At 43.5% G+C, this 16525-nt stretch carries 14 protein-coding genes; all 14 read left to right on the plus strand.

What is annotated here, in order from left to right; all coding sequences use genetic code 11:
* Positions 1 to 156 precede the first annotated feature (156 nt).
* Entirely contained in the window at positions 157 to 1905 is a 1749-nt protein-coding gene (locus AALA56_RS01625) for a C69 family dipeptidase (protein ID WP_369908473.1), read from the plus strand.
* Positions 1906 to 2197: 292 nt separating this feature from the next.
* A complete protein-coding gene (gene arcA / locus AALA56_RS01630) occupies positions 2198 to 3430 on the plus strand; it encodes an arginine deiminase (RefSeq protein WP_369908461.1) in 1233 nt (410 codons plus the stop codon).
* Between the two features lie 25 nt (positions 3431 to 3455).
* On the plus strand, positions 3456 to 3890 hold the full coding sequence (locus AALA56_RS01635; RefSeq protein ID WP_369908462.1) for a GNAT family N-acetyltransferase: 435 nt from the start codon (positions 3456 to 3458) through the stop codon (positions 3888 to 3890).
* A gap of 55 nt (positions 3891 to 3945) precedes the next feature.
* Positions 3946 to 4959, plus strand: coding sequence for an ornithine carbamoyltransferase (gene argF / locus AALA56_RS01640; protein ID WP_277649930.1), 1014 nt, complete (start codon positions 3946 to 3948; stop codon positions 4957 to 4959).
* 85 nt (positions 4960 to 5044) lie between these two features.
* Positions 5045 to 6472, plus strand: a complete 1428-nt coding sequence (gene arcD / locus AALA56_RS01645; protein ID WP_369908463.1) for an arginine-ornithine antiporter — start codon at positions 5045 to 5047, stop codon at positions 6470 to 6472.
* An 18-nt stretch (positions 6473 to 6490) separates the two neighbouring features.
* Entirely contained in the window at positions 6491 to 7438 is a 948-nt protein-coding gene (arcC, locus tag AALA56_RS01650; RefSeq protein WP_369908464.1) for a carbamate kinase, read from the plus strand.
* A 133-nt stretch (positions 7439 to 7571) separates the two neighbouring features.
* Positions 7572 to 8495: a LysR family transcriptional regulator gene (locus tag AALA56_RS01655; RefSeq protein WP_369908465.1), complete on the plus strand. Its 924-nt coding sequence runs from the start codon at positions 7572 to 7574 to the stop codon at positions 8493 to 8495.
* Positions 8496 to 8501: 6 nt separating this feature from the next.
* Complete coding sequence (gene lspA / locus AALA56_RS01660) at positions 8502 to 8966, plus strand: signal peptidase II (protein ID WP_369908466.1); 465 nt, start codon at positions 8502 to 8504, stop codon at positions 8964 to 8966.
* Positions 8950 to 9837: an RluA family pseudouridine synthase gene (locus tag AALA56_RS01665; RefSeq protein WP_369908467.1), complete on the plus strand. Its 888-nt coding sequence runs from the start codon at positions 8950 to 8952 to the stop codon at positions 9835 to 9837. The genes lspA and AALA56_RS01665 overlap by 17 nt, the downstream gene beginning before the upstream one ends.
* Before the next feature lie 183 nt (positions 9838 to 10020).
* Positions 10021 to 10542, plus strand: coding sequence for a bifunctional pyr operon transcriptional regulator/uracil phosphoribosyltransferase PyrR (pyrR, locus tag AALA56_RS01670; RefSeq protein ID WP_115270144.1), 522 nt, complete (start codon positions 10021 to 10023; stop codon positions 10540 to 10542).
* Between the two features lie 52 nt (positions 10543 to 10594).
* Positions 10595 to 11521: an aspartate carbamoyltransferase catalytic subunit gene (locus AALA56_RS01675; RefSeq protein ID WP_369908469.1), complete on the plus strand. Its 927-nt coding sequence runs from the start codon at positions 10595 to 10597 to the stop codon at positions 11519 to 11521.
* A gap of 34 nt (positions 11522 to 11555) precedes the next feature.
* Positions 11556 to 12644, plus strand: coding sequence for a carbamoyl phosphate synthase small subunit (locus AALA56_RS01680; protein ID WP_369908470.1), 1089 nt, complete (start codon positions 11556 to 11558; stop codon positions 12642 to 12644).
* 180 nt (positions 12645 to 12824) lie between these two features.
* Positions 12825 to 16004, plus strand: coding sequence for a carbamoyl-phosphate synthase large subunit (carB, locus tag AALA56_RS01685; RefSeq protein ID WP_369908471.1), 3180 nt, complete (start codon positions 12825 to 12827; stop codon positions 16002 to 16004).
* A gap of 93 nt (positions 16005 to 16097) precedes the next feature.
* Positions 16098 to 16525, plus strand: a 428-nt coding sequence (locus AALA56_RS01690; protein WP_369908472.1) for a transposase, incomplete at its 3' end; no start/stop codon positions are given.

Below are 16525 nucleotides of genomic sequence, written 5' to 3' on the forward strand. Positions count from 1 at the left end.
GAGAATATTAATAAAAGCGCTCGCAAAGACTCTCAAATAGGGTTATAATTTGGATGAATTAAGTTTTGTTTAAGAAAACAGCTTGATTTGGCTGCTAAAAGAACAAAACACTGAGATTATCTGTCTCTATCATCTATTTTGCAAGGAGGACTTATGATGAAAAAGAGATTTCGCTATACGTTGGTAGCTGTCGCTGCCTTGGCTTTATGTCCATGGCAATCAGCTGAGGCTTGTTCGTCCTTTATCATCGGACGTAACCTCACCACAGACGGATCTGTGCTTTACGGTCGGACTGAGGACTATCCTTTTTTGCCACAGCCAGGTGCTCACAATAAAAATTATATTGTGACCAAGGCAAAAGATTACAAAAAAGGTGCAAAGCTAGTGGACAAATCAAACGGCTTTACCTATCCGCATTTGGCGCATGAGTATAAGTACACCTCTGTGCCTGACGCTAGCCGTGACACCGATGAAGGTATCTATGGCGCTCACGGGCAAAATGAATACGGTGTCAGCATGACAGCAACCACCTCCGCTTATCCAAATGATAAGATTTTGAAAGTGGACCCTTTGGTTAAAGACGGTCTTGCTGAATCTATCTTTGTCAGTCTCGTTTTGCCACGTATCAAGACAGCTCGAGAAGGGATTGAGCTGACTGCCAAGGTCTTGGATAAAAAAGGAGCTGCAGAGGGGAATATCATCGTCATTGCTGACCAAAATGAACTCTGGTACATGGAAATCCTCTCTGGTCACCAATACGTTGCCATCAAGTACCCAGATGATAAATACTCTATTTATCCAAATATGTTCTTCCTTGGTAATGTCAACTTCAATGACACAGCTAATGTCATTGCCTCTAAGGATGTCGAAGCTGTCGCTAAAAAAGCGAACCACTACAAAGAAGTGGATGGTAAGTTCCATATCGCAAACTCCTACAACACAGACTACTACCTAGCTGGTAACCGCTCACGTGCCTATGCAGGTCTCAAGCTCATGGATCCTGACTCCAAGGTGGGCTATTTTGACCAATACTATGACTTCCTGCAAACGCCAACAGATCCAAACCGTCGCTACTCTGTTGAGGACGCTATTGCTATTCAGCGTAACCGCTTTGAAACGCTTAAAGAAGGTTTCTTACCAAATGATCTTTACGATAAACGTGGTGCAGACGGTCGTCCAGAGGTAAATGCTCACAAAGATGGCGACAAATACAAGTACGCACCGGGTAATGATAATGTCGTAGACGCTCACTTCTACCAAGTCAAGAAAGACTTGCCAGCCTCTATGTCCTCTATCATGTGGTTCAGCAATGCCCCATCACGCAACACCCCTTACATCCCATTTTACGGTACAGTGACAGACACTTACAAAGCATTTAAACCAAAAGATGGACAGTACAACAAAAACTCTTTCTACTGGGTAGCATGGCACATTGACCAAATGGTTGCTCAAAACTGGGATATCTTTGGAAGCTCTATCAAGGAAAAATGGCAAGCGCTTGAAAAAGAGGAAATCACAGAACAAGCAGCTCGTGACGCCAAATACACAGGTAAAACTGATGCAGATGCTAAAGCAGCTAGCAAAGAAGTGACCAAGGACTCACTAGAGCGCTCTGAAAAACTCTTCAAGCAAATGAAAGAAGTGGAAAAAGAGATGACACAAACCATCAAAGAAAAAGGTGGTAAGGACAAGTCCATCCAAAAACTGGCTAATGCGATTAAAAAGCAAGATGAAGCTGCTGCTAAAACAGAAAGTGCTGCTAACGGTGTAACCGCAACAGCAAGCAATAGCGCTAAAAAGACAACGCAAACGACAGGCAATCAAATCGGCCTTTATGCGACTATCAGCGCTATCATCATTGCTGTTTTTGGATTCTTCTATTTTCAAAATAAAAGAAATAAGTGACATGAAGCAGACGAACGATATTTCGTCTGTTTTTTGTTTTAGAAAAAAATTTTGAATTTATTAAATTTCGTTTTTTGCACAAAAATAAATAAAATTTAAATGTAACCGCAAACATTTGTATATTTTTAAACTTTACCGATAAAAAGTGTGATGTATTTAACAAAATAATTGTGATGAATAACCGCTTTCATATAAGAAAGAGTACTATACTATAACTGTAAGTAAGAAAGCGATAAAAAAAACATCAGTTTTGTAAGCGCTTAAACATTGCATAGAAAAGGAGATGCACCATATGACTACTCAAGCACCTATTCATGTTTATTCTGAAATTGGACGCTTAAAAAAAGTTATGCTTCATCGTCCAGGAAAGGAAATTGAAAACTTGGTTCCAGACTACTTGGAACGCTTGCTCTTTGATGATATTCCTTTCTTAGAAGATGCTCAAAAAGAGCACGATGCTTTTGCTCAAGCTCTAAGAGATGAAGGCGTAGAAGTTCTCTACTTGGAAGACTTGGCAGCAGAATCGCTACACACTCCTGAAATCAGAGAGCAGTTCATCGATGAATATCTAGAAGAAGCCAACATCCGTGGACGTCAAACAAAGTCTGCTATTCGTGAGCTTCTCATGTCCATCAAGGATAACAAAAAACTGGTTGAAAAGACAATGGCAGGTGTGCAAAAAGCAGAATTGCTAGAAATTCCAGAAGACGCTAAGGGTCTGACAGACTTGGTAGAATCTGATTATCCATTTGCCATCGACCCAATGCCTAACCTTTACTTCACACGTGACCCATTTGCAACAATCGGCTACGGGGTATCGCTCAACCACATGTTCTCTGAAACACGTAACCGTGAAACCATTTACGGAAAATACATTTTCACTTATCACCCAGAGTACGGTGGAAAAGTGCCACTTGTTTACAACCGCACTGAAAACACTCGTATCGAAGGTGGGGATGAGCTGGTTCTCTCTAAAGACGTGCTAGCTGTTGGTATTTCTCAACGGACAGACGCAGCGTCTATCGAAAAACTCCTCATCAATATCTTCAGAGAAAACCTTGGCTTTAAGAAAATTCTTGCCTTTGAATTTGCCAATAACCGCAAGTTCATGCACCTAGATACCGTCTTTACCATGGTTGACTACGACAAGTTCACTATTCACCCAGAAATCGAAGATGACCTCAAGGTGTACAGTGTAACTTATGTCGATGATGATTTGAAAATCAAGGAAGAACACGGCGACCTTGCTGAATTGCTAGCTGAAAATCTAGGCGTTGAAAGGGTTGAACTCATCCGCTGTGGTGGTGAAAACCGTGTCGCAGCTGGACGTGAACAATGGAACGACGGCTCAAATACCCTCACTATCGCACCTGGTGTTGTAGTTGTTTACAACCGTAATACCATCACCAACGCTATCCTAGAATCTAAAGGCTTACGTCTCATCAAGATTCATGGAAGCGAATTGGTTCGTGGACGTGGTGGACCTCGTTGCATGTCCATGCCATTTGAACGTGAAGATATTTAGACTCCATCAAGTGTAGGTGACGATTATGGTAACACTAAAAGTAGGCGCAGAAGCTTTTCAAAGGGCAGCTAGTCTCTACATTCGCTTTCATGTCTTTGTCCTAGAGAGGGGCATTGATATGGCAGATGAGTTTGATAGCCATGACGAAAAAGGGACGGTCTATGCGGTGGCTTATGATGGCAAGCAGCCGGTCTCAACAGGGCGTTTTCTCCCTGAGTCTAAAGACGTAGCACGGCTCACACGGATTGCGACCTTAAAGGACTACCGAGGGCATGGCTACGGTGCACAAGTGATTGCAGCCTTAGAAGACTATGCGAAAACAGCAGGTTACCAGACATTAGTCATTCATAGCGAACTAAGCGCCAAGACACTTTACGAAAGTGTAGGTTATCATCCTGTTGGTAATATCTACATCGAAGATGGCGTGCGCTGTCAGTCGCTAGAAAAACAGTTGATTTGATACTCCATTTGATAAAAAATAAAAACAAATAAACCAAAAGAAAGAGGACATGACTATGACATCAGTATTTCAAGGAAGAAGTTTTTTAGCAGAGAAAGATTTCACACGTGCGGAATTAGAATATCTCATTGGCTTATCAGCTCATTTGAAAGATTTGAAAAAACGCAACATTGAACATCACTATCTAGCTGGTAAAAACATTGCTCTTCTTTTTGAAAAAACCTCAACACGTACTCGTTCAGCTTTCACAGCTGCAGCTATTGACCTTGGTGCTCATCCAGAATACCTAGGTGCAAACGACATCCAATTAGGTAAAAAAGAATCAACAGAAGACACTGCAAAAGTTCTTGGTCGTATGTTTGATGGGATTGAGTTCCGTGGCTTTAGCCAACGTATGGTTGAAGAATTGGCTGAATACTCAGGTGTGCCTGTATGGAATGGATTGACAGACGAATGGCACCCAACACAAATGCTTGCCGACTTTCTCACTGTTCAAGAAAACTTTGGAAAATTAGAAGGTTTGACACTTGTCTACTGTGGTGATGGACGCAATAACGTAGCTAACAGTTTGCTTGTTACAGGAGCTATCCTTGGTGTCAATGTCCATATCTTCTCACCAAAAGAACTCTTCCCAGATGAAGAAATCGTGAAACTCGCTGAAGGCTTTGCTAAAGAAAGTGGCGCTCGTATCCTCATCACAGAAGACGCTGATGAAGCGGTCAAGGGCGCAGATGTCCTCTACACAGACGTTTGGGTATCTATGGGTGAAGAGGACAAATTCGCAGAACGTGTCGCTCTTTTGAAACCTTATCAAGTTAATATGGATTTGGTGAAAAAAGCAGATAATGAAAACCTTATCTTCTTACACTGCTTGCCAGCTTTCCACGACACTGAAACTGTCTATGGTAAAGATGTCGCTGAAAAATTTGGCGTAACTGAAATGGAAGTGACTGACGAAGTCTTCCGTAGCAAATACGCTCGTCACTTTGACCAAGCTGAAAACCGTATGCACACAATCAAAGCTGTTATGGCAGCTACTTTAGGAAACCTCTACATTCCAAAAGTTTAGACAAAAGTGAACATTCCAGTCGTTCTGGTTCTGGTCGTCTTAATCAGAATCAGGGCGGCTTTTTCATTGAAGGAGGTCGTCTCTTATGAAAGAAGACAATAAATTAGGTCTATTGCCATTGACCATGCTTGTCATCGGCTCACTCATTGGTGGTGGTATCTTTGACTTAATGCAAAACATGAGTAAAGGTGCAGGGCTGATTCCTATGCTGATTGCTTGGGGAATCACAGCTGTTGGGATGGGAACATTTGTACTGTGTTTCCAAAATCTCTCCCAAAAACGTCCTGACCTGACTGCAGGTATTTATTCTTATGCTAAAGAAGGATTTGGTAACTTCATGGGATTTAACTCCGCTTGGGGTTACTGGCTATCAGCTTGGCTTGGAAATGTTGCCTATGCTGCCCTTCTCTTTAGCTCTCTAGGTTATTTCTTTAAGTTCTTTGGTGATGGAAACAACGTCGCTTCTATCATCGGAGCCAGTATAGTGCTTTGGTGCGTGCACTTCCTTATCTTACGTGGGGTTAGTACCGCGGCCTTTATCAACACTATCGTTACCTTTGCCAAGTTGGTGCCACTGGTTATCTTCTTGATTTCAGCTGTTTTGGCATTCAAACTGGATATTTTCTCTCATGATATTTGGGGTGTAGCGACTGGTAGCTCAGTGCTTGAACAAGTCAACTCTACTATGCAAACCGCTGTTTGGGTCTTTATCGGTATTGAAGGAGCGGTTGTCTTCTCAGGACGTGCAAAATCAAGCTCTGATATCGGTAAAGCTAGTATCCTTGCACTCTTCACTATGGTATCTGTTTACGTTCTTATCAGCGTTTTGTCACTTGGTATTATGACTCGGCCAGAGCTTGCAGAACTCAAAACACCAGCCATGGCTTACGTTCTTGAAAAAGCCGTTGGTCACTGGGGCGCTGTTCTGGTTAATATCGGTGTTATCATCTCGGTATTTGGTGCTATCTTAGCATGGACACTCTTTGCTGCTGAATTGCCTTACCAAGCTGCAAAAGAAGGTGCTTTCCCTAAATTCTTTTCTAAAGAAAATGTCAACAAAGCCCCTGTTAACTCTCTTCTTGTCACTAACATCTGTGTGCAATTGTTCTTGATTACTTTCCTCTTTACAAAGAGTGCTTACCGCTTTGGATTTGCCTTGGCATCCTCTGCCATCCTTATCCCTTATGCATTCACCGCTCTTTTCCAATTGAAATACACCCTTGCTGAAGCAAAGAACACACCAGGACGTACCAAGAACCTCATCGTAGGTATCGTTGCAAGTATTTACTCTGTTTACCTCATCTATGCTGGTGGTTTTGATTATCTCTTGTTGACCATGATTGCTTACGCACTCGGTATGATTCTTTATGTTAAAATGCGTCGTGACGATAAGCAAGAGATCTTTACAGGTTATGAAAAATGGGCAGCTGTTGTCATTGCCGTTCTCTGTGTGGTTTGTATCATCCAAATCTTCACAGGGCAAATTGATATACAAGGTATTTTAAATGGATAAGAAAAGAGAGGATAAGATATGTTTGATAGAAAATCAAAAGTAGTTGTAGCTCTAGGTGGTAATGCCATCCTATCAAAAGACGCTTCGGCTAAAGCCCAACAAGAAGCGCTAGAGCAAACCGTCAAATCACTGGTTAAATTGATTAAAGCAGGTCATGAGGTCATCATCACCCACGGTAATGGTCCGCAAGTTGGCAATCTCTTTTTGCAACAAGCAGCCTCTGACTCTGAAAAAAATCCAGCCTTGCCACTGGATACCTTGGTGGCTATGACCCAAGGTAGTATCGGCTTTTGGATGGAAAATGCGCTCAATAACGAATTGCTTGAGCAAGGTATTGACAAGGACGTGGCAACGATTATGACCGAAGTCATCGTATCTGCTGACGACCCTGCCTTTGACAATCCAACAAAACCTATCGGTCCATTTTTGAGCGAAGAAGAAGCCAAGGAACAAATGAAAAAAACGGGCGCTAGCTTCAAAGAAGACGCTGGTCGAGGCTGGCGCAAGGTTGTGCCATCTCCAAAACCTATCGGTATCAAGGATGCTAAAGTCATCCAATCATTAGTGGATTCTGGTGTTGTGGTTATTGCAGCTGGTGGTGGTGGTGTCCCTGTTGTACAAAATCCAGTCACCAAGAAAATGGAAGGGATTGAAGCGGTTATCGATAAAGACTTTGCCAGCCAGACTCTTGCTGAGCTTGTCGGAGCAGACCTCTTTATCATCCTAACAGGTGTAGACAATGTCTACATCAACTACAACCAACCAAACCAAGAAAAATTAGAAACCGTAACGGTTTCTCAGTTACGTCAATACATCGGTGAAAATCAATTTGCACCGGGAAGCATGCTTCCAAAAATTGAAGCAGCCATTGACTTTGTAGAGCAAGGCGACGGCAGAAAAGCCATCATCACCTCCCTACAAAACCTTGAAAACCTTGATAGCGCAACCCAAGTTGTCCAAGGTTAGTCCTATAGCGTAAAACCCTAGCTAGTCTAGGGTTTTTCTATTTTCCTAAAATGGTAAATTTGTATTTCCCTGTCGCACCTGAGTTTGTTTTAGTGTATAATAGAAGAAATATCGTCAAAGAAAAGTGAGAAAAATGAATATACAACAATTACGCTACGTCGTAGCCATCGCAAATAGCGGTACTTTTCGTGAGGCTGCCGCTAAATTATATGTCAGTCAACCCAGTCTGTCTGTTGCCATTCGTGATTTGGAGAGTGAGATGGGTTTTCAGATTTTCACCCGAACAACGACAGGTGCTGTGTTGACCAGCCAAGGCATGTCTTTTTATGAAAAGGCGCTTGAGGTTGTTAAGAGTTTTGATTCTTTTGAGAAAGCTTTTTCTCAGTCGGACGCTGACCAAAATGAGTTTTCCATTGCCAGTCAGCATTATGACTTTTTGCCACCCTTGATTACGAGCTTTGCGACAGCACATCCTGACTATAAAAATTTCCGTGTCTTTGAGTCAACGACCATTCAGATTTTGGATGAGGTCGCACAAGGTGACAGCGAGATTGGTATCATTTATATGAATAACCAAAATCGTAAAGGGCTCTTGCAGCGTTTTGAAAAGCTAGGCTTGGAGTTTGTCGAGTTGAGTTCTTTTCAGACCCACATCTACATCGGCAAAAACCATCCTTTGGCACATAAAAAGTCGCTAGTTTTGCAGGATTTGGCAGGTCTGCCGACGGTTCGCTTCACGCAGGAAAAGGATGAGTATCTCTACTACTCGGAAAACTTTGTGGACACCAGTGACAGCTCGCCTATGTTCAATGTCACAGATAGAGCGACGCTAAACGGTATCTTGGAGCGGACGGACGCCTATGCGACAGGTTCAGGCTTTTTAGACAGCAGAAGTGTTAACGGTATCACCGTTATCCCGCTTGAAAATCATCTGGACAACTCCATGATCTACATCAAGCGTCGGGGTAAAAATCTGTCTGCTTGTGCTGAAAAGTTTGTCGCCACTATGAAGGCGTATTTTGAAAAATTTATGCCACGTCAACAAGAGCAGGAATAGAGGTCTATGGTCAAAAAAATAGGAGTTATCGCAAGTATTATCATCTTGATTGCGCTGGATCAGTTGAGTAAACTCTGGATTGTAAACAATGTCGAGCTAGGCAGTCTCAGACCTTTTTTGAAAGGTGTCTTTAGTCTGACTTATCTGCAAAACCGAGGAGCTGCCTTTTCCATGCTGCAAGATCAGCAGTGGTTTTTTGCTCTCATCACTATCATCGTGGTCGGGCTTGCCATTTATTATCTGATAAAGCATATCGACGGCAGCTGGTGGTTACTAACAGGTTTGGTTTTAGTCATCGCTGGGGGGCTGGGCAATTTCTGTGATCGCTTGCGCCTTGGCTATGTGGTGGACATGGTTCACCTTGATTTTATGGATTTTGCTATATTTAATGTCGCTGACGCTTACCTCAGTGTCGGTGTCGTTATTCTCATGATTGCACTATGGAGGGAAGAAGATGGAAGTCATCGTTAAAGAGGCGGGCGTGCGCCTTGATAAGGCAGTTGCTGATCTGACCGAACTATCACGCAGCCAAGCCAATGAAGCCATAAAAGCTGGCACGATTTTGGTCAACAATCAAAGGCAAAAAGCGAGATATGCTGTAAAGCTTGGTGAAGTCATTAGTTACGAGCTACCAAAAGAGGAAGTTCTGGATTATCAGCCAGAAGATATCCCTATCGAGATTGTCTACGAGGACAGCGATGTCGCAGTGGTCAATAAACCGCAAGGCATGGTGGTTCATCCGTCAGCAGGGCATACCAGCGGAACTCTGGTCAATGCTCTTCTGTATCATGTTAAGGACTTGTCTACTATCAATGGTGTGGTTCGCCCAGGAATCGTGCACCGCATTGATAAGGACACTTCAGGGCTCTTGATGATTGCTAAAAATGACAAGGCACACCAAGCATTAGCTCAGGAGCTCAAGGAAAAAAAATCGCTGCGTCAGTACGTGGCTATTGTGCATGGCAATCTACCAAACGACCGAGGGGTTATCGAGGCGCCTATTGGACGTAGTGACAAGGACCGCAAGAAGCAAGCTGTCACAGCAAAGGGCAAGCCAGCTCTGACACGTTTTCAAGTTTTGGAGCACTTTGGCGACTTTACACTTGTTGAGTTGACGCTTGAGACAGGGCGTACTCACCAAATCAGAGTGCACATGGCTTACATCGGACATCCCATCGCAGGTGACCCTGTCTACGGACCACGAAAGACACTTGCTGGTCATGGGCAATTTCTCCATGCTAAAACACTTGGTTTTACCCATCCGACAACAGGTGAGCTGATGACCTTTAGCGTGGATGCGCCAGCTATTTTCCAAGAAACTTTAGAGAAATTACGAAAATAAACAACTAACACTTGAAAAATCATTCTGTTTTGGTATAATAATGGTAATAATATCCTTTAACCTTGTCCCGTGAGGCAAGTAAGGAGACGACGATAAAAGGGCTGGGTGCTTTTTGCACACGGTTATTTGTGGAATCTCCTTAGTTTTAAGGAGATTTTTTCTATATTTTCAGAGAGGTGACTGATGAAAACAAAAGAAATCGTTGATGACATTACCATGAAACGTGCCATCACTCGTATCACTTATGAGATTATCGAGCGCAACAAATCGCTAGACAAGATTGTTCTTGCTGGTATCAAGACACGTGGCGTCTACATCGCAAAACGTATCCAAGAGCGTCTCAAACAGCTCGAAAACATCGATATTCCAGTCGGTGAGCTTGATACAAAGCCATTTCGTGACGACATGAAAGTCGAAGAGGACACAACGGTCATGCCTGTTGATATTACTGAGCGTGATGTGATTTTGATTGATGATGTGCTCTATACAGGTCGCACTATCCGTGCTGCCATTGACAATATCGTCAGTCTCGGTCGTCCAGCACGTATCAGCTTAGCGGTTTTAGTGGACAGAGGTCACCGTGAGTTGCCTATTCGTGCAGACTATGTGGGCAAAAACATCCCAACAAGCAGTTTTGAGGAAATCGTGGTTCAAGTAGTTGAGCACGACGGCAAAGATAGTATCAGTATTGTGGATCCTAGATAAAGGCAACACAGTCAGTAAATAGTAAAAGATTAAGGAATAGAGGGATAAGCTAATGGTTGTTACAGACGGACAAGTATCACTAAAGCACTTGGTGACAATAGAAACATTGACAAACGATGAAGTTCTAGGTTTGATTGAGCGTGGGGTTGCTTTTAAAGAAGGACGAGCAGAGTTTTCTCTAGACAGACAGTACTTTGCAGCCAATCTTTTCTTTGAGTCATCAACACGTACACACAAGTCATTTGAAGTGGCTGAGCGCAAGTTAGGGCTTGATGTGATTGAGTTTGACGCGAAAACAAGCTCAGTCAATAAAGGTGAGACACTTTACGATACCATTTTGACCATGAGTGCACTTGGTGTCGACATCTGTGTCGTACGTCACCAAGAAGTGGATTACTACAAACAATTGATTGATAGCCGTACCATTCAAACCGCTATTGTCAATGGTGGTGACGGCTCTGGGCAACACCCAAGCCAATGTCTGCTGGACTTAATGACCATTTACCAAGAATTTGGACACTTTGACCAATTAAAAATCGCTATCACAGGCGACTTGACACACTCACGTGTCGCTAAATCAAACATGCAAATTCTAAAACGTCTAGGTGCTAAACTCTACTTTGCTGGACCAAAAGAGTGGTACTCAAGTGAGTTTGATGTCTATGGCACTTACGTTGATATTGATGATGTCATCGAAGAGTTGGACGTTTTGATGTTATTGCGTGTTCAGCATGAACGCCATGACGGTAAAGAAAGTTTTTCAAAAGAAGCTTATCACAAGCAATTTGGGCTGACAACAGAGCGCTATGCTAAGCTCAAAGACACAGCTATCATCATGCACCCAGCACCGGTTAACCGTGATGTTGAGATTGCAGATAGTTTAGTAGAAGCTCCTAAAGCACGCATTGTCGCACAGATGCAAAATGGTGTCTTTGTGCGTATGGCGATTTTGGAAGCTATTTTACGAGGAAAGGTCTAACCAAAACAAATACATGCCAAGAAAGAGTAGAGAAATGAGACGACTTTTAATATTAGAAGATGGAACAATCTTTGAGGGAGAAGCTTTTGGCGCAGAGATTGATATCACTGGTGAGATTGTCTTTAATACAGGAATGACAGGCTACCAAGAATCCATCACCGACCAATCATATAATGGACAAATTCTAACATTTACCTATCCTTTGATTGGAAACTATGGGATTAACCGTGATGACTATGAGTCTATCCAGCCGACCTGTAAGGGTGTTGTTGTTAGTGAAAGAGCACGCTTAGCCAGTAACTGGCGCAATCAAATGTCGCTAGATGAGTTTTTGAAAGCCAAAAATATCCCGGGTATTTCTGGAATTGATACACGTGCTTTGACAAAAATCATTCGTCAGCATGGAACCATGAAGGCAACCTTGACTGACAAACTGAACGACAGCATGGATCACCTGCGTGACCAGTTGCGTGCAACAGTTCTTGCTACCAATAATATCGAGCAAGTCTCAACCAAAACACCATACCCAGCACCGGGTGTCGGTAAGAACATTGTGCTTGTGGACTTTGGACTCAAGCACTCTATCTTACGTGAATTTTCAAAACGTGACTGCAATGTGACCGTTGTCCCTTACAACACAACCGCTGAAGAAATCCTCACCCTCAATCCTGATGGCGTCATGCTCTCAAACGGACCAGGAAATCCAGAGGATGTCCCTGAAGCGCTTGAGATGATTCGAGGCATTCAAGGTAAGATTCCAATTTTTGGTATCTGTATGGGACACCAGCTCTTTAGCCTTGCTAATGGTGCTAAAACTTACAAGATGACCTTTGGACACCGTGGATTCAACCACGCTGTGCGTGAAATCGCAACAGGTCGTGTGGACTTTACCAGTCAAAACCACGGCTTTGCGGTTGACCGTGACACGCTGCCAGATTGTCTTATCATCACCCACGAAGAAATCAACGACAAATCTGTAGAAGGTGTGAGACACCGTGATTTCCCTGCTTTTTCCGTGCAATTTCACCCTGACGCAGCACCAGGTCCACATGATGCTAGCTATCTTTTTGATGAATTTTTAGAAATGATTGAAGCCTATCAAACAGAGCTTGCTAGAGGCTAGACGAGATTATTTAATTCTAAACTGAGAGTTAGAAAATAGAGAAAGGAGAAGATACACGTTTACGAAAGTGAACACGCCCTAACGACTGTGTGAAAAAGATAAACCTCTCCTAGATGCTAGGGCATCTGCGTCGAGTTTCCTATTTTCACGGTGTCGTTGACGGGCTTTGTATCATAAATTATGCCAAAACGTACAGATATTAAAAAAATCATGGTCATCGGGTCTGGTCCGATTATTATCGGACAGGCAGCAGAGTTTGACTATGCTGGGACACAGGCTTGTCTTGCCCTCAAAGAAGAAGGCTACAGTGTTGTCCTTGTCAACTCAAACCCTGCGACCATTATGACAGATAAAGAAATCGCAGATAAAGTCTACATCGAGCCGATTACAACAGAGTTTGTCACACGTATTTTACGAAAGGAGCGCCCAGATGCGCTACTTCCAACACTTGGTGGTCAGACAGGGCTTAATATGGCAATGGAGCTCTCAAAAGCTGGTATCCTTGATGAGCTTGGTGTTGAGCTTTTGGGGACCAAGCTCTCTGCCATTGACCAAGCCGAAGACCGTGATCTTTTCAAACAGCTCATGGAAGACCTCGGTCAACCTATCCCAGAATCTGAAATTGTCAATACCGTTGAAGAGGCTGTCCTCTTTGCAAATAGCATTGGCTATCCTGTTATTGTGCGCCCAGCCTTTACCCTCGGTGGTACTGGTGGTGGTATGTGTGCCAATGAAGAAGAACTGCGTGAAATCGCAGAAAATGGACTCAAACTCTCACCTGTTACCCAATGTTTGATTGAGCGCTCTATCGCTGGTTTCAAAGAAATCGAGTACGAGGTTATGCGTGACTCAGCAGATAATGCTCTTGTGGTGTGTAACATGGAAAACTTTGACCCAGTTGGTATCCACACCGGAGACTCTATCGTCTTTGCACCAACGCAAACCTTGTCTGACATTGAAAACCAAATGTTGCGTGACGCCAGTCTCAAAATCATCCGTGCCCTCAAGATTGAAGGTGGCTGTAACGTTCAGCTCGCCCTTGACCCACATAGCTTTAAATACTATGTCATCGAGGTGAACCCTCGTGTGTCTCGCTCATCTGCTCTTGCCTCAAAAGCAACAGGGTATCCCATTGCTAAGCTGGCGGCTAAAATCGCAGTTGGTTTGACTCTTGATGAGATGATTAACCCAGTAACAGGGACAACTTATGCTATGTTTGAGCCTGCTCTTGACTATGTGGTCGCTAAAATTCCACGCTTCCCATTTGATAAGTTTGAGCACGGTGAGCGTCGTCTCGGCACACAGATGAAAGCCACTGGTGAAGTCATGGCAATTGGGCGTAACATCGAGGAAAGTCTCCTCAAAGCTTGCCGTTCGCTTGAAATCGGTGTACATCACAATGAGATGCCAGAGCTTTCTGAAGTGGCTGATGACGCCCTTGTTGAGAAAATTGTCAAGGCGCAAGATGACCGCCTCTTCTACATTTCAGAAGCCATTCGTCGTGGTTACACGATTGAAGAGCTCGCAGAGTTGACTAAGATTGACCTCTTCTTCCTTGATAAACTCCTTCATATCTTTGAGTTGGAGCAAGAACTCTCTACTCACGCTTACGACGCTAATCTTTTGAGAGAAGCAAAGCGTAACGGTTTTTCTGACCGCAAGATTGCAGAGCTTTGGAACACAACGGCTGACGCTATCCGCCAAGTCCGCACAGAGCAAGGGATTCTCCCAGTCTACAAGATGGTTGATACCTGTGCAGCAGAGTTTGAGTCAGCAACGCCGTACTTCTACTCAACCTATGAGTGGGAAAATGAATCACACAAGTCTGACAAAGAGTCTGTCCTAGTGCTTGGCTCTGGTCCTATCCGTATCGGACAAGGGGTCGAGTTTGACTATGCGACTGTGCATTCTGTTAAGGCTATCCAAGCAGCAGGCTATGAAGCCATCATCATGAACTCAAACCCTGAGACAGTTTCTACAGACTTCTCAGTCTCAGATAAACTCTACTTTGAACCACTGACTTTTGAGGACGTGATGAATGTCATTGACCTTGAAAAGCCAAAAGGTGTGGTCGTGCAGTTTGGTGGACAAACAGCCATCAACCTCGCTGAAAGCTTGTCAAATGCAGGTGTCACCATTCTTGGAACACAAGTAACTGATCTTGACCGAGCAGAAGATCGTGATTTGTTTGAGCAAGCCCTCAAAGAACTCGGTATCCCACAACCGCCAGGGCAAACAGCAGCTGACGAAGAAGGTGCTGTAGCTGCTGCCAATAAAATCGGCTACCCTGTTCTTGTACGTCCGTCTTATGTGCTTGGTGGACGTGCCATGGAAATCGTAGAAAATGAAGTAGACCTTCGTTCTTACATGCGTACAGCCGTGAAAGCTAGTCCAGACCATCCTGTCTTGGTTGATAGCTACATCGTTGGTCGTGAGTGTGAGGTGGATGCGATTTCAGATGGAAAGGACGTGCTTATCCCTGGTATCATGGAGCACATCGAGCGTGCAGGTGTCCACTCTGGAGACTCAATGGCAGTCTACCCACCACAAGGTTTGTCTGAAAAAGTCAAAGCAACCATCACAGACTATACCAAGAAGTTAGCTCTTGGGCTAAACTGTATTGGTATGATGAACATCCAGTTTGTCATCAAAGACGAGACAGTCTACGTTATTGAGGTAAACCCACGTGCTAGCCGTACCGTGCCTTTCCTCTCTAAGGTAACGGATATCCCAATGGCGCAAGTGGCAACCAAGATTATTCTCGGTGAGAGCCTCAGCGAGCAAGGCTACAAGGATGGTCTCTATCCAGAGAGTCAGAACGTTCACGTTAAAGCACCTGTCTTTTCATTTACCAAGTTAGCCAAGGTCGATAGTCTCCTTGGACCTGAGATGAAGTCAACAGGTGAGGTTATGGGAACAGATACGACTCTTGAAAAAGCCCTTTACAAAGCCTTTGAAGCGACTTACTTCCACTTGCCTACCTTTGGTAATGTCATCTTCACCATCGCTGATGACACTAAGGAAGAAGCGCTAGCGCTTGCCAAACGTTTTGCCAATATCGGCTACAGTATCCTTGCAACGGCTGGAACAGCCCAGTTCTTCAATGAGAACGGTCTTGCTTCAACTCTAGTCCATAAGCTCGGAGAAAATGATGACAATGATATTCCTGCCCTTGTCCGTCAAGGCAGAGTACAAGCTATCGTCAATACAGTCGGTACTAAACGTACCTTTGACGGAGATGGTCAGGTCATTCGTAGCTCTGCTATTGAACACGGCGTGCCACTCTTTACAGCACTAGATACAGCGGATGCTATGGTACGTGTGCTTGAGAGCAGAAGTTTCCTCACACAAGCTATTTAATATAAGAAAAGTACACTTCATAGTGATATACTCCCCATATAGTAGACAGTGAAAAAACAAAAATTCACTAGAAACTATAAGGGGAGTTTTCATATGTCTAAAAGAAGTCCAAAATCAGTTAATGAAAAATTAGAGATAGTTCAACGATTACTTAATCATGAGAAATCAGTCTCCCAACTCAGTAAGCTGTACGGAGTAAGTGAGTCAACAATATTATCTTGGAAAATGAAGTATGAGAAAAATGGCGTGGATGGTCTAAAAGAAAGTCGAACTTGGAAGAAATATAGTCAAGAGTTGAAAGAACAGGCAGTTCTAGATTATCTAGATGGCAAAAACTCTTTGAGAACCATCTGTCAAAAATATGATGTCTCATCACTTCATGTTCTCAAAAGCTGGATAAAACGATATACTAGTGGTAAGGACTTAAAAGCTACTAGTAAAGGATATAGCCGTATGAAGCAAGGAAGACAGACAACATTTGAAGAGCGTGTAGAGATTGTCAACTATACTATCGCACATGG

The organism is Streptococcus hyointestinalis, assembly GCF_041225505.1.
Lineage (GTDB): Bacteria > Bacillota > Bacilli > Lactobacillales > Streptococcaceae > Streptococcus > Streptococcus hyointestinalis_B.